This is a genomic window from Shewanella sp. 6_MG-2023 (assembly GCF_030547195.1).
GTDB lineage: Bacteria > Pseudomonadota > Gammaproteobacteria > Enterobacterales > Shewanellaceae > Shewanella.
Map to the genome: position 1 here is coordinate 65,375 of NZ_JAUOQU010000007.1, position 23,687 is coordinate 89,061.

The window sequence follows — 23,687 nt, forward strand, 5'->3', positions numbered from 1 at the left end:
CAGTATTTGTAACCCAATAGACCCGCCTGGCGACACTAGACAGGCAATGTTTTAAAGCCAGGTATAAAGAGGAATCAAATTATGGCTATTACTGTAAATACAAACGTAACGTCAATGAAAGCACAAAAGAACCTTAACTCGTCAACTAATGGTCTTGCTACCTCAATGGAGCGTTTGTCTTCAGGTTTACGTATTAATAGTGCAAAAGATGATGCTGCTGGTTTAGCAATTTCAAACCGTTTGGACTCACAAGTTCGTGGTCTGGAAGTTGGTATGCGTAATGCTAACGATGCCATTTCAATCGCACAAATTTCTGAAGGTGCAATGCAAGAGCAAACAAACATGCTTCAGCGTATGCGTGACCTAACGGTACAATCAGAAAACGGTGCCAACAGTACCGCTGATTTAACAGCAATTAAAGCAGAAATGACCGAATTAGCGACTGAAATTACTGAAATTGGTACAAATACCGCTTTTGGTGAGACTAAGTTATTAGATGGCAGTTTCGGCACTGGTAAATCTTTCCAAGTAGGCCATCAGTCTAACGAGAAAATTACCATTAGTGTCCAAACATCTAATGCAACTTCTCTATCAGTTTCTGGCCTAAGTAATTCTACAGCGGCTTCGCGTTCGTCGGCACTAGTGAAAATTGATGCAGCAATCGCAACCATTGATAGCCAGCGCGCAGACTTAGGTGCAAAACAAAACCGCTTAGCGCACAACATTGCTAACAGTGCAAATACTCAGGCGAACGTTGCCGATGCTAAGAGTCGTATTGTTGATGTTGATTTCGCGAAAGAAACGGCTGCAATGACTAAGAACCAAGTTCTACAGCAAACAGGTTCTTCTATGTTGGCGCAAGCGAACCAACTGCCTCAAATAGCATTATCTCTTCTTTAATCGAAAACTAAGCTAAAGTTCGATTAAAAACGATTTAAAGAAGGGAGATTCTACTAGAATCTCCCTTTTTTTAATCAAATTGTTTTTTCTGGGGGTATAATATGACTATGGAATTAAATCTTAATGGTCCTCAACAAGTTGTATCTGACTATATAGGAACTCAGCGATTAGCCGAAAACAATATCAAAAATAATGAAGACAAGCTTAAAGTGTCTGAATTAACTAAAGCTGAATCGCTAACCGAAGAAGTAGCAAAAGAAAAACCTAAAGGTGTTGAGGTTGCTGAGCTCGTTGATGAACTCAACAGCATGGTATCGCTAATGCGTAAAGGCTTAGCCTTTAAAATTGATGATGAGTCGGGTAAGCAAATCGTCAATGTGCTGGATCTTGATTCTGGCGATATTATTCGGCAAATTCCCAATGAAGAAGCATTAGAATTATCGCAAAAACTAGCGGAAGTGGCAGGTTTTTTGCTTAAAGCTGAGGCGTAAGTCAATATTAGCTAGTAGCATTTTAGGAGTACATCATGGCATTAACAGCAACCGGTATCGGATCTGGATTAGATATTAACACTATTGTTGGGGTATTGGTTGATGCTGAAAAGCTTCCTAAAGAAGCCTTATTTGATAAAACGGAACAAACCATTGAATCAAAAGTTTCAGGTATTGGTACTTTAAAAAGTAAGTTAGCCACGTTCCAAGATGCTCTCGAGAAATTGACCGATCCAGACTCTTTGAATATCAGGAAGGTTTCAACGGGTGACAGCATTTACTTTGGCGCTTCAGCCGATAAAACGGCGCAAACTGGCAACTATCAAATTCAAGTGGAGCAATTAGCTTCCTCACATAAAATTGCCGGAACGAATGTTGCTGATGCAACGTCTGCCATTGGTGAAGGTAGCCTCGATTTATCGGTAAATGGCGAAGCATTTTCAGTTGATATTGAAGATACCGATAGCCTTGAAGATATCGCTAATAAAATTAATAGTGCTGATGACAACTCAGGTATTACAGCCACCATCATTAAAAGTGATGCAGGTAGTCGGTTGGTATTTAGTTCTGATGAAACTGGAACTGATAATGAAGTTTCTGTTATTGCAAATGATACAGCAGGTTCCGGTTTAAATGACATGTTTGGCTCTGGCAATTTGACCACATTAAGTGATGCAAAAAATTCAATAGTCTACATTGATGGGCAAAAGGTCACATCACAATCTAATGAAGTTAAAGATGCCATAGTGGGAGTGACTTTATCATTGACTGAAGCTGATATGAGTAAAACCTCGACGCTCAGAATTGAGCAAGATGATGAATCAGTTAAAGAGAATATTCAAGGGTTTGTCGATGCTTATAACAGTTTAATTGACTCTGTTAGTGACCTTTCTAAGTATGATGTAGAGAATGAAGAAGCCGCTGCACTGCAAGGTGACTCAATGATCCGCTCTATTGAATCTCAAATGCGCAGTGCTATCAGTAATCGGGTGGATGTTGGTGGGACAACCGTTGCTTTATATGACATAGGCATTGAAACCGACCGCTATGGGAAGTTATCTATTAATGACGACAAACTGGATAAAGCCATCAATGATGATATGGGTTTAATTGAAGGTCTGTTTGCTAGCCCTGACATTGGGCTTGCCAATCGATTAGATACCATGGTCGAAGGCTATGTTAAAACCGGCGGATTAATTGACACCCGAAATAACAGTTTAACCAGCGAAAAAAACCGTCTTGATGATCAAAGAGATGCTTTTAGCTTAAAAATGGATTTGTTAGAAGCTAGGCTATTTAAACAATTTAATGCAATGGATTTAGTTGTGGCTAATTTAAATCAGCAAAGCTCTGGTTTAATAAATAGCTTAGGTTCATTACCAGGCGTTGTGCCACAATCATAGAGTTTTATAATTGGCTTAGCTAGGAGTTACATTGCTTACAAATATTAATCACTTAGTTGATGAAACACTCATTCAACTGGAAAGCTTACCTTCTGAAGATGTGCAATCAGACGAGCTGGTACTAAAATTGCAAGAATTGGTACAGAGGCGTCAAATTTTACTTGATGAGATTAAAGCTAAAGACATTGCAGCTGGAGAGGTTGAATCTGCAAGAGCTATTTTGAATGCGCAATTACTAATAACTCAGGCATTTCAAGCAAGAGCTTATAAGATACTTACGCATATTCAATCTTTACTTAATCTCAAAAAGAAAAATAAGCGCCAGATAAATCTATATCAATCCGTTGATGCAAATAAGTAAAAGGTGGTTCCTATGAGAGGATCAATACAGTCTTATCGTAAAGTCTCTTTAGATAGTGAGATAGCAGTTGCTTCTCCGCACAGAATTATACAAATGATGTTTGACGGCGCATTACTGCGTTTGGCTCAAAGTCGCTATGCTATTGAAAATAATGATATTGCAAGTAAAGGCGTGTTCATCAATAAAGCTATTGGGATCATTAATGGTTTAAATGGCAGCTTAAATATGGATGATACAGATTCTGTAGCAAGCAATTTAGCTGAACTGTATGATTTTATGCTTCGCCGAATAACTGAAGCTAATTTGAATAATGATGTAGCAGCTATTGACGATGTTACTTCAATCCTCAGAACCATTAAAGAAGGTTGGGATGCTATTCCACAGGACATGCATCATATGACTTCAGAAGCCAGTTAAGCTGTGACGTAAAAAAAACAGGCGCTTTTAGCGCCTTTTGTTTGTTTCATGATGGCTAACTTAGTAACAGTTTGTTTGCATCTGTTTACTAAATCATCTGTTAATTTATTAAATCAATGAGATGCTGTAATTTTGTGGTTTGTCACTTGATTCTCACTGGCTGATAATACAATATTCATTTTATAAAAACGTTTAAACTATATTGCGCAGATGTCCGTGTTTACACTATGTGTAACCAAAGCGTATAGGTAGGATGTTGTATTAATGTATTTGTGGTAAGTTTGTCACCAAATATTTATCCATATTGCATATAATAATCACAATCAAGTCGCACTTCCGTTTTATCTCGTATAGCGTGATAATGGCTGTGAAATAATAATAACTCGAGCTTTGGCCTTCTTAATGATGCAAATAGAACAACGAATATTAATTGTTGCTGACCCTTCTGAGCGTGTCTCTCGTCTTTGTTGTATTTTTGATTTTTTAGATGAAAAGTATCATCTAATTACTAAAGACGATCTTGCCTCATTAACCGCAGACTGTCGTTATCGGGCGTTAGTGCTTGATACCCAATCAGTCACGGCTGAGTTTATTAAAAGCGTGAAGTCATCAATGCCTTGGCAGCCAGTGCTATTATCAGGTGAAAGTAACCTTAATGGTGGCAACGTATTAGGCACCATTGCTGAGCCAATAAGCTACCCGCAATTGACCGAATTACTGCATTTTTGTCAAGTCTATGGCCAAGCTAAACAGCCGCAAACACCCACCAGCGCTAACCAAACTAAACTATTCAGAAGTTTAGTGGGCCGCAGTGAAGGTATTGCCAATGTCAGACACCTTATTAGCCAAGTGGCCAGCTCTGACGCAACCGTGCTGGTACTGGGTCAGTCTGGCACCGGTAAAGAAGTGGTAGCCCGTAATATTCATTACATGTCTGATCGCCGCGATGGACCATTTATCCCGGTCAACTGTGGTGCTATTCCGCCTGAGTTATTGGAAAGTGAACTATTTGGCCATGAAAAGGGCTCATTTACTGGGGCGATTTCAACCCGTAAAGGCCGCTTTGAATTAGCTGAAAATGGCACGCTGTTTCTTGATGAAATCGGCGACATGCCACTGCAAATGCAAGTAAAGTTACTGCGGGTATTGCAAGAAAAAGTATTCGAACGTGTCGGTGGTTCTAAAACCATCAATACCGATGTACGCATTGTTGCGGCCACTCACCGTGACTTAGAAACCATGATCAGCGAAAATGAATTTCGAGAAGATTTATATTATCGTTTGAATGTGTTTCCAATAGAAATGCCTTCATTAAGTGAGCGCAGTGATGATGTGCCATTATTATTGCAAGAGCTTGTGAGCCGTGTTTTTAACGAAGGCCGCGGTAAAATCCGCTTTACCCAGCGCGCAATCGAATCATTAAAGGCCCATAATTGGTCTGGTAATGTCCGCGAACTGTCGAATTTAGTCGAGCGTTTAACGATTTTATTCCCTGGTGGCTTGGTTGATGTGAATGACTTACCAAGAAAATATCGTTATATCGATGTGCCAGAATATTGTGTTGAAGTCAGTGAAGAGCAGCAAGAGCGTGATGCATTAGCATCTATCTTCAGTGATGAGGAACCCATAGAGCTACCTGATACCCGCTTTCCAAGTGAATTACCGCCTGAAGGGGTAAACCTTAAGGATTTATTGGCAGAGCTTGAAATTGACATGATCCGCCAAGCGTTAGAGCAACAAGATAACGTGGTTGCCAGAGCCGCTGAAATGTTAGGCATACGCCGAACCACCTTGGTTGAAAAAATGCGTAAGTATGGCATGGGTAAGGATTAAATTACTCACGAGTATAAGTTCTTTAATTAATTGAAAAAGAAAAGAAAGCATGCCTTATGGCATGCTTTTTTGTTTTCAGAAATATAAATGTTCTGAAACTGGCATACCTCATGCATTAGCTTGTGAAAAGTTATTATTTTGACGGAGTGACCATGTATTCAGCGCAATCACTAGTAGAACAGCCGCAGTATTGTGATAGCTACAAACTAGCCGAGCCTGCAGCAATTGTCAGCGAGGCGCCAGCAGCGCCAATTACACTGCGTCAATCAGTGAACCTCGATCTGCAAGCTGAAACATCACGTCCGCAAAAGGCAGCTAATATGTCTAATCAAATGGCGCATATTCTTCAAGCTATGCCTTCAGGTGTAGTGATTATCAATGGTGACGGTATTGTGACCTTGGCCAACCCAGTCGCAACTGACTTATTAGGCCGGCCGCTGCAAGGGGCCAAGTGGTTTGACATTATTAACCGCGCTTTTTCACCCCAAGATGATGACGGTTATGAAGTGTCACTAAAAGATGGCCGCCGAGTAAAGCTGGCGATTACTCCGCTGTCGCCAGAGCCTGGGCAGTTAATTGTGTTAACTGACTTAACTGAAACCCGCTTATTACAGAAAAACCTCTCTCATTTACAGCGCTTATCAGCACTGGGCAAAATGGTGGCAACCTTGGCGCATCAGGTCAGAACGCCGTTATCGGCCGCGATGTTATATGCATCAAACCTTGCTAGCCCTAAATTAAATGATACGGCTAAAAAGCGTTTTCAAGGCAAGTTAGTCGATAGGCTTAATGAGCTAGAGCGTCAAGTTAATGACATGCTACTGATGGCAAGAAACAAACAAGATGGCGCCGCAGAGTCGACATCTACTGCAGATATTATTGAGCCTGTGCTGGCAAATTGTGAGCCCATTGTTGAAAACAAACAGTGTAAATTACACTTTATTGATCAAACCGATAAACACATTATGGCTAACACGAATGCCTTAAGCTCGGCGATTAACAATCTGGTGATGAACAGCCTAGAGGCCAATGCCACAGAAATTCAGATTGTGACTGGCGAAGATGAACACGGCATTAATATCGATGTGATTGATAACGGTAAGGGTTTATCAAAAGAGATGCAGCAACAAGTATTGGAGCCTTTTTTTACCACTAAAAGCCAAGGGACAGGCCTAGGCTTAGCGGTAGTGCAAACCGTGGTGAGAAATCATGGCGGCAGATTACAGGTGACATCGCAGCCCCACAAAGGCAGCTTAATTCGACTATCATTTCCTATGGCTAAAGACACGGAACAAGCCAAAAAAATAGTGGAGGGATCCCATGAGTGAAGCCAAGTTACTGTTAGTTGAAGATGATGCCGCGCTGCGTGAAGCCTTACTTGATACCTTGATGTTAGCCCAATATGACTGCGTTGATGTGGGCTCTGCAGAAGAGGCCATTATTGCCATGAAAACCACGACGTTTGATATGGTTATCAGTGATGTGCAAATGGAAGGTATTGGCGGGCTAGGGCTATTAAACTATTTACAGCAAAACCATAGTAAAGTCCCCATTTTATTAATGACCGCTTTTGCCACCATTGACAGTGCGGTTAGCGCCATAAAACTTGGTGCGGCGGATTATCTGGCTAAACCTTTTGCGCCTGAAGTGTTGTTAAATCAGGTATCTCGCTACTTACCCCTTAAACAAAATTTAGGTCAACCTGTGGTCGCCGATGACAAAAGCTTGGCGCTACTGAATATTGCCCAGCGGGTGGCAAGCTCTGATGCCTCAGTGATGATCATGGGGCCAAGTGGATCGGGCAAAGAAGTGCTAGCACGTTATATTCATCAAAACAGCCCTCGAGCAGAAAAACCTTTTATCGCCATTAATTGCGCAGCAATACCTGAAAATATGCTTGAAGCCACCTTATTTGGCTATGAAAAAGGCGCTTTTACAGGCGCTTATCAGGCATGCCCTGGAAAATTTGAACAGGCTCAAGGCGGCACCATATTGCTTGATGAAATTTCTGAGATGGAGCTAGGGCTGCAAGCCAAATTGTTGCGAGTACTGCAAGAGCGTGAAGTTGAGCGTTTAGGTGGCCGTAAAACCATAGCCCTTGATGTGAGGGTACTTGCCACTTCAAACCGTGATTTAAAGTCCATGGCAACATCGGGCGCATTTCGAGAAGATTTATATTACCGCATTAATGTATTTCCACTAACCTGGCCGGCATTAAACCAACGACCGGCTGATATTTTACCCTTAGCAAGGCACTTGCTGGTTAAGCATGCTAAGGCATTTAATGTCTCACCAGTGCCAGAGTTAGATGAGATAGCTTGTCGTCGTTTATTGGCTTATCGCTGGCCAGGTAATGTCCGTGAGCTGGATAATGTTATTCAGCGCACCTTGATACTGAATAATGGCGAGGAGATAACTGGCGCGGATATTATTCTTGAAGCTGAAGATGTTACTTTGAGCCCCAATGAGCAACCCGTGGCCGCTGCTGAAACGGATGGGCTTGGGGGCGAACTGCAGGCTCAAGAGCATGTGATTATTTTGGAAACCTTAAATCTATGTAATGGTAGCCGTAAAGACGTAGCTGAGAAGCTGGGAATTAGCGCCAGAACATTGCGCTATAAAATGGCTAAAATGCGTGACTTGGGTATTCAAGTCCCTGCTTAAATATCGACGTTTAGTTCATCTTTATACTTAACTCTAAATTCTAAAATATTAGCTTAACCGCTTTGATGATACTAAAGCGGTTCTATTTTGTGTATTTTTCACCCTTTCAAGTTGTTTTTAAGCTCTTTTCATGGGCTTAAGTGTATTTAAGCTATTGTTGGCATCCTACTTGCTAATTCTATTGTAACTGTTTTTAAGTCGTCAAATATCCGACGAATGGAGTTTACAATGCAGATTAGTTCAAATCCTTTTTTACAAGAAATGCAATCCTTAAAGGGTGAGATTTCGCCTAATCTTGGCTTACCTATTCAAGCGGATATGATTCAAAAAGTCGGTAATACTTCTGGTGCTGACTTTGGCCAATTGTTATCTCAAGCGGTTGGTGGCGTGGCTGATTTACAATCAAACTCAGCTAATTTAGCCACCCGATTAGAGATGGGCGATAGCACTGTGACCTTATCTGATACCGTGATTGCCCGTGAAAAAGCCGGGGTTGCATTTGAAGCAACGGTGCAAGTGAGAAACAAACTTGTAGAAGCGTATAAAGAAATTATGAGTATGCCTGTTTAGGCTTTTGTTAATAGTATTGTTGTTGATATTCTGGTATTGAAGTAGGTAAATATTGTGAGCACAGATCTAGTATTAGATTCAGATAAAGTCGATAGCACAGGGATTCAGCAGGAAAATAAACCTGGCTTGAAAAGCTCGTTTGGTAGTGCTGACTTTATGCGTCAAATCACTATGATATTGGCTTTAGCTGTATGTCTTGTGCTGGCAGTATTTATGATTATTTGGGCGCAAGAGCCTGAATATAGGCCGTTAGGGCAAATGGAAACTGCTGAAATGATCCAAGTATTGGACGTTTTAGATAAGAATAAAATTGCCTATAAAATCTCCGGCGATGTAGTCAGTATTCCTGAAAACAAATATCAAAATGTCAAACTGCTGCTGGGCCGTGCAGGCGTTGAAGCCAGTAGTCAACCAACCGATTATTTAAGCCAAGACAGCGGTTTTGGTGTTAGTCAGCGCATGGAGCAAGCCCGCCTAAAACAAAGCCAAGAAGTTAATTTAGCCAGAGTGATAGAAGAGCTAAAAAGTATTAGCCGCGCCAAAGTGATATTAGCTATTCCCAAAGAAAATGTGTTTGCCCGTAATAAATCTAAACCTAGCGCTACCGTAGTTGTGAGCGTTCGTCGTGGTAGCCTTGGCCAAGAAGAAATTGACTCTATCGTTGATATTGTCGCCTCAGCAGTACAAGGCTTAGAGCCAAGCCGGGTGACAGTGACCGATTCAAATGGCCGCCTGCTAAATTCAGGTAGCCAAGATGGCGCCTCCTCAAGAGCCCGCCGCGAGCTTGAATTAGTGCAACATCAAGAAGCAGAATATCGTAACAAAATCGATTCGATATTAATGCCTATTCTAGGCCCTGAAAACTTCACTTCTCAAGTGGATGTCAACATGGACTTCACCGCGATTGAGCAAACCGCGAAACGATTTTCGCCTGATTTACCCGCTGTACGCAGTGAAATGACCATAGAGCGTAATTCAAGCGGTCAATCAATGGGTGGCATTCCAGGGGCATTAACCAATCAGCCTCCTATGGATTCAGATATTCCACAAGAAGCAGGCGCAGAGCAAACTACAGCGGTTAATGGCAATAGCCATCGAGAAGCAACCCGTAATTTTGAACTTGATACCACCATCAGCCATACCCGCCAGCAAGTGGGTGTGGTGCGCAGAGTCAGTGTGTCGGTGGCCATTGATTATAAACCGGGACCAGCTGATGAAAGTGGCATAGTGACCCGCATTCCGCGCACCGAACAAGAGCTAACCAATATTCGTCGCTTACTTGAAGGGGCGATGGGCTTTACCAGTCAACGTGGTGATAGCTTAGAAGTGGTCACAGTACCGTTTATGAACCAGCTTATTGAAGAGCTGCCCGCCGCTGAAATGTGGGAGCAGCCTTGGTTTTGGCGCGCGGTGAGATTGGTGTTAGGGGCGTTTTTAGTCTTAGTGCTGATTTTGTTTGTGATTCGCCCTATGTTAAATCGTTTGTTTAATAACGACGAAGTCGAGATGCCCGAAGAGCCGCGCTTAGGTCATGAATTGGCTGAGATTGAAGATCAGTATGCCGCCGATACCTTGGGTATGCTCAATAGCCAACAAGCAGATTATAGCTATGCCGATGATGGCTCGATTCAAATACCAAACCTGCATAAAGATGATGATATGATTAAGTCGATTAGGGCATTAGTGGCTAATGAACCTGAACTTTCTACCCAAGTAATTAAGAGTTGGTTACAAGAAGATGGCAAATAATACCCTGGCAGCACCCGTAGGCGAACAGCCTAGTCTTGAAGAGCTGAGTGGCATTGATAAAACTGCTATTTTGTTACTGAGCTTAAGTGAAGCAGATGCCGCCTCAATCTTAAAGCACTTAGAGCCAAAACAAGTGCAAAAAGTCGGTATGGCCATGGCCGCCATGCAAGACTTTGGTCAAGAGAAAGTCATTGGGGTGCATAAGCTGTTTTTGGAAGAGATTCAGAAGTTTTCTTCCATTGGCTTTAACAGTGAAGAGTTTGTCCGCAAAGCATTAACTGCGGCCCTAGGTGAAGACAAAGCCGGTAATTTGATTGAACAAATTATTATGGGCAGTGGCGCTAAAGGCTTAGATTCGCTTAAGTGGATGGATGCACGCCAAGTGGCGACCATTATTCAAAACGAGCATCCACAAATCCAAACTATTGTTTTATCTTATTTAGAACCTGATCAAGCGGCTGAAATCTTCAGTCAGTTCCCTGAAAATACCCGTTTAGATTTAATGATGCGCATTGCTAACTTAGAAGAAGTTCAACCAGCAGCTTTGCAAGAATTAAACGACATCATGGAAAAACAATTTGCCGGACAAGGCGGCGCACAAGCTGCGAAAATGGGCGGCTTGAAAGCGGCGGCCAATATCATGAACTTCCTTGATACGGGTGTTGAAGGCCAGATCATGGAAACCATGCGTGAATCTGATGAAGAAATGGCGCAGCAAATTCAAGATCTGATGTTTGTGTTTGAAAACTTAATTGATGTAGATGATCGCGGTATTCAAGCTTTGCTGCGTGAAGTTCAACAAGATGTGCTAATGAAAGCATTAAAAGGTGCTGATGATCAGTTATCTGACAAAATTATTGGTAATATGTCTAAGCGAGCAGGTGAGCTATTACGTGATGATCTTGAAGCCATGGGGCCGATAAGGATCAGTGAAGTGGAAATGGCTCAAAAAGAGATCCTTGCGATTGCGCGTCGATTAAGTGACAGCGGCGAAATTATGCTCGGTGGCGGCGGTGGTGATGAGTTCCTATAGTCCGATTTAAGCCGATTTTATAACGAGGTACAACCAGAGCAATCATGACTAAAGCTAATAACAATAATAACCTAACAGAAGTTGATGAAGATTTTAGCCATTGGCAATTACCGGATGTTTCCCAACAAAAAACTGACACTGGCTCAAATTTATTTGGCCAACTAGGACGTCAAAATTCCCAGCCTGTTGCTGAAGACAAGCCCCTTTTACCGCCTACCATGGCTGAAATAGAGCAAATTCGAGTTGAAGCTGAACAAGAAGGTTTTGAGCAAGGCCAGCTTGATGGGCTAGCGAAAGGCACGGAGCAAGGTCGGCTTGAAGGTTTAGAGCAAGGTCACGCTGAAGGCTTTAGCCAAGGAGAACAACAAGGTTATGAAGTGGGTTTAGCCAAAGCTAATGAGATGCTTGAGCGTTTATCTGGCTTAGTTGAGCAATTTGAGCAACCCTTATTAGTGCTTGATGCTGAAATTGAAGCTGAGCTATTACAGCTATCCATTAATCTGACCAAATCCATCGTCGGTAATGAATTACAAACTCATCCTGAACATATTTTATCTGTACTGCGTCAAGGGGTAGATTCGTTACCGATTAAAAAACAACAAGTCACTCTGAGGTTTAGCCCAGATGATGCTGCACTTGTTAATCAATTATACAGTGAAGCGCAATTAGCTAAGAATCGTTGGGAAATTGAAGCTGATCCATCTCTTAAAAACGGTGACTGCATCATTCACAGCGAGCGCTCCAGTGTCGACTTACGAGTTGAAGCGCGTATGAGTCAAGCTCTTAGTGGCTTGCAGCAACAGGTCGCAGCGATTCAGGCCAATGTGCAAACGATTAAGTCAGATTCAAGTCACTACACCACTAGCATTGCCGAGGATGCTAGCGAATGTAGCCTTAAGGTGGTGGGAGCAAAGCGGGATCAACTCACTGATGACAATGTTTCTTCTGTCGTACATGAAGAGGGTTTACACCTTGTTGATGAGGTAGATGATGCTAAATCGCCAACATCAGTTACTAAATAAATTTAAACTTCATAGTAATAAAGTCACCCCCATTCGGCCTGTGGCCAGTGGTCAGCTGGTTAGGGTTGTTGGCTTAACCCTCGAAGCTACCGGCTGTAGAGCCCCTGTCGGCAGTTTATGCTCTATCGAAACCATGGCCGGTGAGCTAGTGGCTGAAGTCGTTGGATTTGATGATGAATTACTTTATCTCATGCCCGTAGATGAATTAAGAGGGGTGTTACCGGGAGCAAGAGTGCAGCCTTTAGGTGAGCAGTCAGGGTTAAGTGTCGGCTTAAGTTTACTTGGTAGAGTTTTAGACGGTAGTGGTTTACCCCTTGATGGCCTTGGACCATTAAATACTGAGCAACATGCCTCGCGTCATGCGCCGCCCATTAACCCTTTATCGCGCCGCGCGATTACCGAACCATTAGATGTGGGGGTTAGAGCCATTAATGCCATGTTGACCGTAGGTAAAGGCCAGCGGATGGGCCTGTTTGCCGGCTCTGGTGTGGGTAAAAGTGTGCTGTTAGGCATGATGACTCGCGGCACCACTGCTGACATTATTGTGGTGGGGCTGGTGGGTGAACGTGGCCGTGAAGTAAAAGAGTTTATTGAAGAGATTTTAGGCCCAGAAGGCCGAGCCAGATCTGTGGTGGTCGCAGCACCTGCTGATACTTCACCATTGATGCGATTACGCGCCTGTGAAACCTCAACACGTATTGCGGAGTATTTTAGAGACCTTGGCTATAACGTATTGTTATTGATGGACAGTTTAACCCGTTACGCCCAAGCCCAGCGTGAAGTAGCCTTGGCAGTGGGTGAGCCTCCGGCGACCAAAGGTTATCCGCCATCGGTGTTTGCTAAATTACCCCGCTTGGTCGAACGGGCAGGTAACGGCGGCCCAGGTCAAGGTTCGATTACCGCATTTTATACCGTGCTTACCGAAGGTGATGATCAACAAGATCCCATTGCCGATGCGTCACGGGCGATTTTAGATGGTCATATTGTGTTATCAAGAACGCTGGCAGATTCTGGCCATTACCCCGCGATTGATATTGAGCAGTCCATTAGCCGCGTCGCACCTATGGTGATTAGCACTGAGCATTTAGAGTCCATGCGTCTGGTTAAACAGATGTATTCACTTTATCAGCAAAACAGAGACTTAATTTCAATTGGGGCTTATTCCCAAGGCAGCGATCCACGCATTGATAACGCTATTCGGTTACAACCAGCGATGAATGCATTTTTACGCCAAGGATTTAAAGATGTTATTTCCTTTGATAACAGTCAAACCATGGTTGGGCAGATTGCTGCTCAGTGTAAATAATGCGCCGGGCTGATCCATTAATCACAGTGCTTAAACTCAATAAAGAAGCAGAAGAACAGGCGGCTTTACAGCTTAAATCTGCACAATTAGAACTACAAAAATGTGAGGGGCAATTAGAGGCGTTAAATAATTATCGCCTAGAGTACATGAAGCAAATGAATGAAAATCAAGGTAAAACGCTAAGTGCCAGTGAATATCATTCTTTTCATGAATTTATTAAGCAAATTGACCAAGCACTAGTGCAGCAAGTTAATACCGTTAAAGAAGCACAAAATCAGACCCAACATCGACAAGTTAATTGGCAGCAAAAGCAACAAAAGCGTAAAGCGGTTGAATTGTTGTTAGCTAAAAATGATCAAAAAGCTCAGCAAATAGCCAATAAACAAGAGCAAAAAGCCTCAGATGAATTTGCGATGCAGCAGTTTATTCGTAAAACCCCGCGTTAAATTCCCTTATCCGTTTTTAGCCTAATTAATTTTTATTCTGGCACTCTTATTGCTTGGTTCGTTATTAATAATAAAAGCGTCAGCAATGTGACTTTCATAATTTTATAGCACCAATAGGTTTTCGGTGTTATTAACTCGGAGTTTGTTATGCAGCAAGTGAGTAATATTTTACTTGGAAATAGCAATAAAATGGCGAATTCCCCAACGGGAGAGACGCCGCAAGGTACTGATAGCCCATCTTTTTTGTCGGCGCTTAATCAAGTTTCTCAAACTGATGAGATGCAGGGTAACACTGAGCAAGCTTCTGAAAATAACTCAGATATCAATCTGGTGGATGACAATGCCTCACAAGAGCATATTGCTGCAGAAACCGATATTGCTTTAATCTTTGCTCAAATTGACTTAGCAGAAAATTTTGAAACCAATAGCCAACCAACTGGTGGCAACATATTGCCGCTGGCTATTGAGGCCGATTCAGCTGAACTGTCACAAGAGGCTTTAGGTAACTTAGCTGAAGCGATTTCAATGCCCCAAATAGATGCTATGGCAGCAGATAGCGACAGTTCAACTACAGAATTTTTAAGTGACTATTCAGCTGAGCAACTACAAAATTTATCTGAATTTAGTGCAATGTCTGCAGCTGAGTTGTCAGCATTATCAGTCAAGGAGTTAAATCAGCTGATCACTGACTTTAACCAGCAAACTCCCATCCAAGGTGGAGCCTTACTCCCTTTGATTGAGTTAGCAACAACCAGCGCCATAGATAATGCTGAAAAACCAGCCCTTGCACTTAGCAGTGGCTTTAGTTCAATTCATAAAAACATAATGGATAACAATAGCGCTGCTGTTGATGTAAACAAAAACCTAGTTGATGTAAACAAAGGCTTAGTTGATGCAAACAAAACTTTAGGCGCTCCTGACAGTATTGAAGGTAAAATAACCTCAAAGGAATCTGGGGTTAACCTGAGTAAAGCTGAGTTCTCGGTATCCATGGATAAGTCTGCTATTCCTTCCTCTGCCAATAGTCCTAGTAGTAATGCCCTAGCAAATAATGCCATTGCCCTTAGCGCTGGTGAGTTTACTCTTGATGCAGAATCTGTGGATCTCAAGGCGATACAAAATCAAAGTAGCTTAACGTCAGTGCATAAAAGTGATGTGCCGCAATTTCAATTATCGTTACGCCAAGGATCTGAGTCGGTAGGGCAAATGCAGGAGATGATCCAAAAGTTCGCCCCTGTGATGAAGCAACAACTCATGACGATGGTAGGACAGGGCATTCAACATGCGGAAATTCGATTAGATCCGGCAGAGCTTGGCCATATGGTGGTCAGAGTTCAAGTTAATGGCGATCAAACCCAAGTGCAATTTCAAGTGGCGCAGACACAAACCCGAGACCTATTGGAGCAAGCTATTCCGCGGCTACGGGAAATGCTAGCAGAAGAAGGGCTGCAATTGGCTGACAGTCATGTTTCTCAAGACGGCGAACAGCAGAAAAACGCTGATTATGATGAGTCAAGTGCTAGCAATGACGGGCTTTTGGATGAAATTTCAGCACAAGAACTTGAGATAGTCACAAAACATGCCATGAGTGGCAGTTCAGCTATAGATTATTACGCTTAAGTCGGTAACCTATGGGTTAATGATCGCAAAATCAAAAACTAAGCTGAAACTTAGTTAACACAATAATAACAACAGCGTGATGGAATCATTTATGCCAGAAGAAGCTTCTTTAGAATTAACTACCCAGAACCCACCAAAAAGTATCAATAAAATGATTATTTTTTTGGTGGTTGGCATGTTGCTGCTGGCAGGCATTGCTGTGACAGTGCTGTTTTTTATTGGCGACAATGCGAAAGCTACTGCAAACTCACCTGCAACTGACATAAGTACTGCAACTGTAGTAACTGATGCTGCTACTGGTAAGGCAAATTATGTGGGTATGCCAAGACCATTTTTATTCAATCTAGCGGGTGCTAATCGTTCACGTTTAGTTGAAATAAAAGTGCAGTTAATGGTGCGAGGCGATGACGGCGTTACTGCAAAAATGCACATTCCTTTAATTGAACATGCGCTTTTAAACACATTTAGCGCAGCAGATGTACAAAAGCTAAGTACCCAAGCGGGTAAAGATGAATTACGCCAATTAGCCCTATTAAATGTTCAAAATACATTGCAACCCATAACCGGCCAAAAAGTCGTTGAAAGAGTACTTTTTACTGGTTTTGTAATGCAATAACGCCATGAAAAATCCAAGGTGATGATGTGAGTGATTTATTAAGCCAAGACGAAATTGATGCGCTACTCCATGGCGTCGACGATGTTGATGAAGATGATATTTATGATACTGATGAAACCAGAGCATATGATTTCTCCTCTCAAGATCGCATTGTTCGTGGGCGAATGCCAACCCTTGAAATTGTAAATGAACGTTTTGCTCGTCACTTACGCATCAGCATGTTTAACATGATGCGCCGTGCTGCTGAAGTGTCTATTAACGGCGTGCAAATGCTTAAGTTTGGTGAGTACGTTCATACCCTATTCGTACCAACCAGCCTGAATATGGTGCGCTTTAGTCCGTTAAAAGGCACGGCGCTTATCACCATGGAAGCAAGGTTAGTCTTCATTTTGGTGGATAACTTTTTTGGTGGTGATGGCCGCTTTCATGCAAAAATTGAAGGGCGTGAGTTTACTCCCACAGAGCGTCGTATCGTCCAGCTGCTATTGAAAATCATTTTTGAAGATTATAAAGATGCCTGGGCACCAGTAATGGATGTTGAGTTTGAGTATTTAGACTCAGAGGTCAACCCTGCCATGGCCAATATTGTTAGCCCAACAGAAGTGGTGGTCATTAACTCTTTTCATATTGAAGTGGATGGCGGCGGCGGTGATTTTCATATCACCATGCCATATTCGATGATCGAGCCTATTCGTGAGCTGCTTGATGCCGGTGTTCAAAGTGATAAACAAGATACTGATATGCGTTGGGGACAAGCATTGCGTGATGAGATCATGGATGTGCAAGTAGGGATTGATGCCAACATCATTGAGCATGAAGTGACATTAAGAGATGTGATGGGCTTTAAAGCTGGGGATATTATTCCTATTGAGCTGCCTGAGCATGTGATGATGCGAGTTGAGGACTTACCGACTTACCGCTGTAAGCTAGGTCAATCCCGCGAAAATCTGGCATTAAAAATTAGCGAAGTTATTCCAAGGCCTGAAACGGCGAAATCAGAATTACAGCTAATTACTCGTAAAGGCAAAGCCCGCGATCTTACTGTGCTATAGACAGGCTTATTTCAAAAAAAGTTTTATTTTAACAATCTTTTTTAAAAAGTTTTTTAAACAAGATGCTGAAATTAATAATAATTTATAGATTTAATAATTATTGTCCGTGAATGTTTAACGGATAACATGTCAGAATTTTAAGGTGAAATAAATGAGTGATACCGATGATTGGGCTGCAGCAATGGCAGAGCAGGCACTTGAAGAAGCAAAAGAAGCTGAACAAGTCGCCCTTGATGAACTGGTAGATGAAGCCGCGCCAATCTCGCATGATCAAGCTGAAAAGCTCGATGCCATTATGGATATACCGGTAACGATTTCGATGGAAGTCGGTCGCAGTTTTATTAGTATTCGTAACTTGCTGCAACTGAACCAAGGTTCGGTGGTCGAGCTAGATCGGGTGGCGGGTGAGCCCCTTGATGTGATGGTAAATGGCACGCTTATCGCTCATGGCGAAGTGGTTGTGGTGAATGACAAGTTTGGTATTCGTCTGACAGATGTGATTAGCCAAACAGAACGCATTAAGAAGTTAAAGTAATCGAACAAGCATTAAGGATTTAACCCTGTGTTGAATGTGTTCTCCTCGCTAGCGTTAGCTAGCTCTGCGCTTACTGACACGGCAACAACCGCAGTTGCCACAACCGTGTCTAAAGCCCCAGAAACATCAAATGTGGCTGCGCTTTCAAGCATGGTGGGCGGGCTTATTCTCGTTATCGCCATCATCTTTTTACTGGCATTTATTGTCAAAAAATTAAACTTAGTGCAGTCAAATCAAGGGGTGATAAAAACCATTGCCATGACGCCACTTGGTCAAAAAGAAAAGCTGGTTCTGGTTGAGCTTGAAGGTCAGCAATATCTGTTAGGGGTGACCTCACAGCAAGTTAACCTTATTGATAAGCTAGACACAAACGTTGAAATAGAAAGCACTAGTTTTGCCACTCGTCTCAAGCAAGCCAAAGCGCAAGCAACAGTCAAGGCCAAGGATCTGCAATAATGAAAAGATGGATAGTGCTGGCTTTGTTGGCTGGATTAATGTTCACGCCAGTTAGTTTTGCAGAAGATGGCTTACTAAAAGCAGTGACAGTGACTGCAGGGGCTGACGGCAGTACCGAATATTCAGTCACTATGCAGATTTTACTGCTAATGACGGCCATGAGCTTTATTCCAGCAATGGTAATAATGCTGACCTCATTTACCCGCATCATCGTGGTGCTATCAATTTTGCGCCAAGCATTAGGTTTGCAGCAAACCCCATCAAATCAGGTGCTCATTGGCATTACCATGTTCATGACCTTTTTTATCATGGCGCCAGTATTTGATAAAATTCATGCTGAAGCGGTAAAACCTTACATGAATGAAACTCTGACAATGCAGCAAGCCTTTGAAGTGGGTAAAGAGCCCTTAAGGCAGTTTATGTTGGCGCAAGTCAGAACCACAGATTTAGAAACCTTTGTCGAAATTTCAGGTTATACCGATATCACTTCCCCTGAGCTGGCTCCGATGAGCGTTTTGATACCAGCGTTTATCACCAGTGAGCTTAAAACCGCGTTTCAAATTGGCTTTATGTTATTTGTGCCATTTTTGGTATTGGATTTGGTGGTCGCCAGTATTTTGATGGCAATGGGTATGATGATGTTATCGCCGATGATTGTGTCCTTGCCCTTTAAAATCATGCTGTTTGTGTTGGTTGATGGTTGGGGCTTAGTACTGGGCACCTTGGCCAGTAGTTTCGGCACTTAGGTTTAGGGAGCAGGGCTAATGTCACCAGAGTCATTGATTGATATTTTTCGTGAGGCGCTGTCCGTTATCGTGCTCATTGTCTCGGCTATTATCTTACCGGGTTTATTTGTCGGTTTGATTGTGGCGGTGTTTCAGGCTGCCACCTCCATTAATGAACAAACCTTAAGTTTCTTACCGCGTCTATTAATGACCCTGTTTTCACTGATGTTTTTAGGCCATTGGCTGGTGCAAACCATGATGGATTTTTTCTATAATATGGTGGATATGATCCCGCAGGTTATAGGTTAGGTCATTGGATATTCTGTTCGAGGAAATTAGCCAAACCATTGCCGCCTATATTTGGCCGCTGTTTCGTATTTCTTCAATGCTAATGGTAATGACGGTCTTTGGCGCCAATACGACTCCGTCGCGGATCCGCTTATTATTGGCGATGGCCATCACCATTGCCGTTGCGCCGGTACTGCCAAAAACAGCATATGTGGAGCTATTTTCATTAACTGCAGTATTTGTTTCAGCTCAGCAGATTTTAGTGGGCACAGCTATTGGTTTTGTGACCATTTTAGTGATGCAAACTTTTGTATTAACAGGGCAAATTATTGGTATGCAAACCAGTTTAGGCTTCGCTTCCATGGTGGACCCAGGCTCCGGTGAGCAAACCCCGGTAGTGGGTAACTTCTTTTTATTGCTGGCGACCTTGATTTTTTTAAGTGTAGATGGTCATTTATTGATGTTTAAAATGCTGGTGGCCAGCTTTGAAACCATTCCGGTTTCAACCGAAGGCTTTAGCATTGCCAATTATAAAAAACTTACCGAGTTTGGCAGTTATATGTTTGGCGCGGCGTTAACCATGTCAATATCAGCGATTGTGGCATTATTGCTTATTAACCTTTCGTTTGGAGTAATGACCCGGGCTTCACCGCAGTTGAATATTTTTGCCATCGGTTTTCCAGTGACTATGGTCAGTGGCTTATTTATTCTCTGGCTGACCCTAGGCCCTATCATGTCTCATTTTGATCAGGTGTGGCTGCAAGCCCAGCTGCTGATGTGTGATATTTTACAACTGACCTGTCACATTGACGGTTCCATAAGCCAGTAGGGACAAGATGGCAGAAGATACCGGTCAAGAACGCACCGAAGACCCCACCGCCAAGCGACTGGAACAATCCCGTGAAAAAGGTCAGGTCGCCCGTTCTAAAGAGTTAGGTACTGCAGCGGTATTATTAGCATCTGCTGTGGGGTTTGCGTTTGTTGGCCAAGATCTGGCGCGCAGCTTACACAGCGTGATGACGCAAATGCTCACCATGGAGCGGGATCAGATCTATGACACCAACTCTATGTTCCTAGTTTGGGGGGTTATTGGCGCTGAGCTTGCTTGGCCATTATTCAGTTTCATTGCTTTTCTCGCCTTTATTGCCTTTCTTGGCAATATTGTCTTAGGCGGTATTACTTTTTCGGTTAAAGCTTTTATGCCTAAGGGCAGTAAAATGAACCCTGCTAAAGGCTTTAAAAGAATGTTTGGCACCCAGGCCTTAGTTGAACTAACTAAAGGTATTGCTAAATTTTTGGTGGTGGCAATATCGGCGTATTTTTTATTGTCGTTTTATTTTTACGATATTTTGACCTTATCTATGGGTCATTTACCGGGAAATATTTACCATGCGCTGGATCTATTGGTATGGATGTTTATTTTATTGTGTTCATCAATGCTATTGATTGTGGTGATTGATGTGCCATTTCAAGTTTGGAATCACAATAAACAGCTTAAAATGACCAAACAAGAAGTAAAAGATGAACATAAAGATAGTGAAGGTAAACCTGAAGTAAAAGGCCGTATACGGCAATTGCAACATGAAATGGCCAATAAACGCATGATGTCTGAAGTGCCAAATGCCGATGTGATTGTGGTTAACCCAGAGCATTACGCTGTGGCAGTAAAATATGATGCCAGTCGTTCATCTGCGCCATTTTTAGTGGCAAAAGGGGTTGATGATGTGGCCTTTAAAATTCGCGAAATAGCCCGAGAGCACGAAGTGCCAATTGTATCAGCGCCGCCGCTAGCCAGAGCCATATATCATACAACTAAAATTGACCAACAGGTACCGGAAGGACTATTTACCGCCATTGCACAAATCTTAGCTTACGTATTTCAGTTAAAACAATACCAAAAGGGTCGCGGTAAACGTCCAAAACCTATTCCGCTCAATCAACCTATTCCGGATGATTTAAAACATTAGCTGCGGTGTTTTTAGGCATTCAAACCGCAACAGCTGCTATTAACTAATAGCTTGGCTTAGTAATTGCATTTCGCTGATGTCAGCGTCAAAAATATTACGAAAGGGTTTACGGTTAATGGATGTAAAGACAGCGCTAGGTCAAGCAAAGCAAATACGATTTAGCACATTCAAAGGTATTGGTACCCCTTTATTGGTGCTGGCTGCATTAGGTATGGTGGTATTGCCGATGCCGCCATTTCTGCTTGATATTCTATTCTCCTTTAACATTTCCCTCGCTTTAATCGTGTTACTTGTCGCTATTTATAGTGATCGCCCACTAGATTTTGCCGCATTTCCGACTGTTTTACTGGTGGCCACCTTATTACGCTTAGCATTGAATGTGGCCTCAACACGAATAGTGTTACTTGAGGGGCATAACGGTGGTGACTCCGCGGGTAAAGTGATTGAAGCCTTTGGTTCGGTGGTGATTGGCGGTAACTATGCTGTGGGTTTAGTGGTGTTTTTAATCCTGATCATCATCAACTTTGCCGTAGTAACCAAAGGTGCGGGGCGTATTTCAGAAGTGAGCGCGCGTTTTACCTTGGACGCCATGCCGGGTAAACAGATGGCCATTGATGCCGATTTAAATGCCGGCACATTAACTCAAGATCAGGCACGTATTCGCCGTGCTGAAGTGACGAAAGAAGCTGACTTTTATGGCGCGATGGACGGTGCGTCAAAATTTGTGAAAGGGGATGCTATTGCTGGGATTATGATTCTGGTGATTAATATCCTTGGCGGTTTTGTCATCGGCATGGTGCAGCACGGCTTGGATTTTTCAAGCGCGGTGGAGATTTATACCTTACTGACCATTGGTGATGGTTTGGTGGCGCAAATACCCGGATTGCTTTTATCTATCGCCGCCGCCTTGATGGTGACGCGCCAAAATGAGTCTGGCGATATGGGCGGGATGATGATCAGCCAAATGTTCCATAGTCCTAAGTCTATGGCCATTGCATCAGCCGTGCTTTTTGTTATGGGTGTTGTACCTGGTATGCCACATTTCGCGTTTTTAACGTTCGCATTTATTACCGCAGGCGCAGCTTACTTTATTTATAAACGCAATAACGACAATAAAACCCTTGCGCTAGAAAAAGCAGTTAAAGGCCCAAGCGATGTCAAAGAGGCTGAGCCCAAAGAGCTAAGCTGGGAAGATGTACATCATGTAGACACCATTGGCCTTGAAGTGGGCTATCGACTTATTCCGCTGGTAGATAAAGGTCAAGGCGGCGAGTTACTCAGTCGAATTAAAGGGGTACGTAAAAAATTATCGCAGGAATTGGGCTTTTTGGTACCGGCAGTGCATATTCGTGACAACTTAGATTTATCCCCCAACTGCTATCAAATATCCTTAATGGGCGTGGTAGTTGGCGAAGCAGAAGTAAGACATGATTGCGAGTTAGCGATTAATCCAGGTCAGGTTTACGGCAAGCTTGATGGCATAGAGACCAAAGATCCAGCTTTTGGTTTAGAAGCCGTTTGGATAGCTCCAGCGCAACGTGAACATGCGCAAACATTAGGTTATACAGTGGTTGATACCGCGACTGTTGTTGCTACTCATATAAGCCAGTTACTGACCAATAATGCGGCTAAATTATTGGGCTATGAAGAAGTGCAGCAGTTAATGGATATGCTATCGAAAAACTCGCCGAAGTTAGTGGATGGCTTTATACCAGACGTTATGCCGCTAGGTTCAGTGGTAAAAGTGATGCAAAACCTTCTTAATGAAGGAGTTTCTATCCGAGACTTGCGCACAATCGTGCAAACACTGTTAGAATACGGCAGCAAAAGTAATGATACTGAAGTGTTAACCGCTGCAGTACGTATTGCCTTGAAACGAATGATAGTGCAAGAGATCTCTGGGCCCGAATTGGAAATCCCTGTCATAACATTGGCGCCAGAGTTGGAACAGATGTTGCACAAGTCTATGCAGGCAACCGGCGGTGAAGGGCCCAATATTGAGCCAGGCCTTGCAGAACGTATGCAGAAGTCATTATTAGATGCTTCTCAGAAGCAAGAAATGGTCGGTCAACCAGCCATTTTATTGACATCAGGCATGCTTAGGTCAACTTTGTCGCGGTTTGTGAAATACACCATTCCTAATTTACGGGTTATTTCTTACCAAGAAATACCCGATGAAAAGCAAATACGCATAGTATCTGCAGTTGGGCAATAGCAATGACTTTCAGTTTGA

24 protein-coding genes are annotated in these 23,687 nt (G+C 42.8%); all 24 read left to right on the forward strand.

Going from position 1 to position 23,687, the window contains the following annotated elements; translation table 11 throughout:
* Positions 1–81 precede the first annotated feature (81 nt).
* The 24 genes from Q4533_RS06080 to flhA all read left to right on the forward strand — a co-directional run bounded on the left by Q4533_RS06080 (position 82) and on the right by flhA (position 23,669).
* Positions 82–900, forward strand: a complete 819-nt coding sequence (locus tag Q4533_RS06080; protein WP_303502352.1) for a flagellin — start codon at positions 82–84, stop codon at positions 898–900.
* Positions 901–1,001: 101 nt separating this feature from the next.
* Entirely contained in the window at positions 1,002–1,391 is a 390-nt protein-coding gene (locus Q4533_RS06085; RefSeq protein ID WP_303502355.1) for a flagellar protein FlaG, read from the forward strand.
* Between the two features lie 35 nt (positions 1,392–1,426).
* Positions 1,427–2,794, forward strand: a complete 1,368-nt coding sequence (gene fliD, locus Q4533_RS06090) for a flagellar filament capping protein FliD (protein WP_303502359.1) — start codon at positions 1,427–1,429, stop codon at positions 2,792–2,794.
* 31 nt (positions 2,795–2,825) lie between these two features.
* Positions 2,826–3,155: a hypothetical protein gene (locus tag Q4533_RS06095; protein WP_303459743.1), complete on the forward strand. Its 330-nt coding sequence runs from the start codon at positions 2,826–2,828 to the stop codon at positions 3,153–3,155.
* A 12-nt stretch (positions 3,156–3,167) separates the two neighbouring features.
* Entirely contained in the window at positions 3,168–3,572 is a 405-nt protein-coding gene (gene fliS, locus Q4533_RS06100) for a flagellar export chaperone FliS (protein ID WP_303502361.1), read from the forward strand.
* Between the two features lie 402 nt (positions 3,573–3,974).
* On the forward strand, positions 3,975–5,405 hold the full coding sequence (locus tag Q4533_RS06105; RefSeq protein WP_102439483.1) for a sigma-54 dependent transcriptional regulator: 1,431 nt from the start codon (positions 3,975–3,977) through the stop codon (positions 5,403–5,405).
* A gap of 152 nt (positions 5,406–5,557) precedes the next feature.
* The gene (locus Q4533_RS06110; protein WP_102439484.1) at positions 5,558–6,733 is read left to right on the forward strand and encodes a PAS domain-containing sensor histidine kinase; all 1,176 of its coding nucleotides are present in this window, start codon (positions 5,558–5,560) and stop codon (positions 6,731–6,733) included.
* Complete coding sequence (locus tag Q4533_RS06115) at positions 6,726–8,069, forward strand: sigma-54 dependent transcriptional regulator (RefSeq protein ID WP_102439485.1); 1,344 nt, start codon at positions 6,726–6,728, stop codon at positions 8,067–8,069. The genes Q4533_RS06110 and Q4533_RS06115 overlap by 8 nt, the downstream gene beginning before the upstream one ends.
* Positions 8,070–8,297: 228 nt before the next feature.
* Positions 8,298–8,639, forward strand: a complete 342-nt coding sequence (gene fliE, locus Q4533_RS06120; protein ID WP_102439486.1) for a flagellar hook-basal body complex protein FliE — start codon at positions 8,298–8,300, stop codon at positions 8,637–8,639.
* Between the two features lie 54 nt (positions 8,640–8,693).
* A complete protein-coding gene (gene fliF / locus Q4533_RS06125) occupies positions 8,694–10,388 on the forward strand; it encodes a flagellar basal-body MS-ring/collar protein FliF (protein WP_102439487.1) in 1,695 nt (564 codons plus the stop codon).
* Positions 10,378–11,421 carry a flagellar motor switch protein FliG gene (fliG, locus tag Q4533_RS06130; RefSeq protein ID WP_303502365.1) on the forward strand — a complete coding sequence of 348 codons (1,044 nt, stop codon included), beginning with the start codon at positions 10,378–10,380 and terminating at the stop codon, positions 11,419–11,421. Before fliF ends, fliG begins: the two co-directional genes overlap by 11 nt.
* A 44-nt stretch (positions 11,422–11,465) precedes the next feature.
* A complete protein-coding gene (fliH, locus tag Q4533_RS06135; protein ID WP_102475401.1) occupies positions 11,466–12,443 on the forward strand; it encodes a flagellar assembly protein FliH in 978 nt (325 codons plus the stop codon).
* Positions 12,412–13,749, forward strand: a complete 1,338-nt coding sequence (gene fliI, locus Q4533_RS06140) for a flagellar protein export ATPase FliI (RefSeq protein WP_303502415.1) — start codon at positions 12,412–12,414, stop codon at positions 13,747–13,749. Before fliH ends, fliI begins: the two co-directional genes overlap by 32 nt.
* On the forward strand, positions 13,749–14,195 hold the full coding sequence (gene fliJ / locus Q4533_RS06145; protein ID WP_102439491.1) for a flagellar export protein FliJ: 447 nt from the start codon (positions 13,749–13,751) through the stop codon (positions 14,193–14,195). Before fliI ends, fliJ begins: the two co-directional genes overlap by 1 nt.
* Before the next feature lie 147 nt (positions 14,196–14,342).
* The gene (locus Q4533_RS06150; RefSeq protein WP_303502368.1) at positions 14,343–15,815 is read left to right on the forward strand and encodes a flagellar hook-length control protein FliK; all 1,473 of its coding nucleotides are present in this window, start codon (positions 14,343–14,345) and stop codon (positions 15,813–15,815) included.
* Between the two features lie 91 nt (positions 15,816–15,906).
* Complete coding sequence (gene fliL, locus Q4533_RS06155) at positions 15,907–16,431, forward strand: flagellar basal body-associated protein FliL (RefSeq protein WP_102439493.1); 525 nt, start codon at positions 15,907–15,909, stop codon at positions 16,429–16,431.
* Between the two features lie 26 nt (positions 16,432–16,457).
* The gene (gene fliM / locus Q4533_RS06160; RefSeq protein WP_102439494.1) at positions 16,458–17,483 is read left to right on the forward strand and encodes a flagellar motor switch protein FliM; all 1,026 of its coding nucleotides are present in this window, start codon (positions 16,458–16,460) and stop codon (positions 17,481–17,483) included.
* A gap of 151 nt (positions 17,484–17,634) precedes the next feature.
* On the forward strand, positions 17,635–18,018 hold the full coding sequence (fliN, locus tag Q4533_RS06165) for a flagellar motor switch protein FliN (protein WP_076540237.1): 384 nt from the start codon (positions 17,635–17,637) through the stop codon (positions 18,016–18,018).
* Between the two features lie 30 nt (positions 18,019–18,048).
* Entirely contained in the window at positions 18,049–18,474 is a 426-nt protein-coding gene (fliO, locus tag Q4533_RS06170; RefSeq protein ID WP_241901020.1) for a flagellar biosynthetic protein FliO, read from the forward strand.
* A gap of 38 nt (positions 18,475–18,512) precedes the next feature.
* Positions 18,513–19,220, forward strand: a complete 708-nt coding sequence (gene fliP / locus Q4533_RS06175) for a flagellar type III secretion system pore protein FliP (protein ID WP_241901019.1) — start codon at positions 18,513–18,515, stop codon at positions 19,218–19,220.
* A gap of 18 nt (positions 19,221–19,238) precedes the next feature.
* On the forward strand, positions 19,239–19,508 hold the full coding sequence (gene fliQ, locus Q4533_RS06180; RefSeq protein ID WP_076540242.1) for a flagellar biosynthesis protein FliQ: 270 nt from the start codon (positions 19,239–19,241) through the stop codon (positions 19,506–19,508).
* Positions 19,509–19,512: 4 nt separating this feature from the next.
* Positions 19,513–20,316: a flagellar biosynthetic protein FliR gene (gene fliR / locus Q4533_RS06185; RefSeq protein ID WP_102439496.1), complete on the forward strand. Its 804-nt coding sequence runs from the start codon at positions 19,513–19,515 to the stop codon at positions 20,314–20,316.
* Positions 20,317–20,323: 7 nt separating this feature from the next.
* The gene (gene flhB, locus Q4533_RS06190; RefSeq protein WP_303502370.1) at positions 20,324–21,454 is read left to right on the forward strand and encodes a flagellar biosynthesis protein FlhB; all 1,131 of its coding nucleotides are present in this window, start codon (positions 20,324–20,326) and stop codon (positions 21,452–21,454) included.
* Between the two features lie 115 nt (positions 21,455–21,569).
* Entirely contained in the window at positions 21,570–23,669 is a 2,100-nt protein-coding gene (gene flhA, locus Q4533_RS06195; protein ID WP_102439498.1) for a flagellar biosynthesis protein FlhA, read from the forward strand.
* Positions 23,670–23,687 lie beyond the last annotated feature (18 nt).